This is a genomic window from Bradyrhizobium sp. ORS 375, assembly GCF_000239775.1.
Taxonomy (GTDB): Bacteria; Pseudomonadota; Alphaproteobacteria; order Rhizobiales; family Xanthobacteraceae; genus Bradyrhizobium.
The window spans coordinates 1-720 of sequence record NZ_CAFI01000173.1; the positions used below are offsets into that span (position 1 = coordinate 1).

1 protein-coding gene is annotated in these 720 nt (G+C 67.2%); it reads right to left on the reverse strand.

Features of this window, described 5'->3' with window-relative positions:
- Window positions 1–52: 52 nt before the first annotated feature.
- The coding region (locus BRAO375_RS14790; protein ID WP_035640381.1) for an MFS transporter at window positions 53–720 on the reverse strand (668 nt) is incomplete at its 5' end.

Sequence of the window (720 nt, forward strand, 5' to 3'; positions counted from 1 at the left end):
GCGTGCGCTGTGAGACCTTGCTCCATCGCTCAGATGCGCGACATCAGCAGCGTCACGCCGCCTTCTTCTTCGGCTCGGTGAAGAACGCCAGCACGATCGTCAGAAGCATGAACACGACTGACGTGCCGAACACCCAGCGCGGCGCGTTCATGTCCATGATCCAGCCGAACAGCAGCGGGCTGACGACGCCGGCGAAGTTGAAGCCGGTGGAGACGATGCCGAAGGCGCGGCCGGCGGCGCCTGCGGGAGCGGCGTTGCGCACCAGCATGTCGCGCGACGGCGCGATGACGCCGCTCATGAAGCCCGCGGTCAGCATGATCGCGACCAGCAGCACGGTCGGCAGGCTGACGAAGGTGATGATCAGCACCAGCACCGCGTTGATCGCATAGGCGACCGCCGCGACCAGGTTGTGATGGCGGATGCGGTCGGCGAGCTGGCCACCGGCGAGCACGCCCACCGCGCTGGCGCCGAGGAAGGCGGTGAGCGCGATGTTGGCGGTCGAGAACGAGATGCCGTAGCCGTTCATGAACGCGACCACGCCGAAGCTGGAGATGCCGGCGTTGGACAGGCTGAGCAGCATGAAGAACACGGTCAGCAGCATCAGCATCGGCGTCAGCAGGCTCGGCTGCTTGACCCTGGTGCCGTCGGCCTTGGTCTGATGCGGATGCGGCGGCACCTCCGGCACGTTGCCGGCGAGCAGCAGCAGCGCGGCCAGCGGAC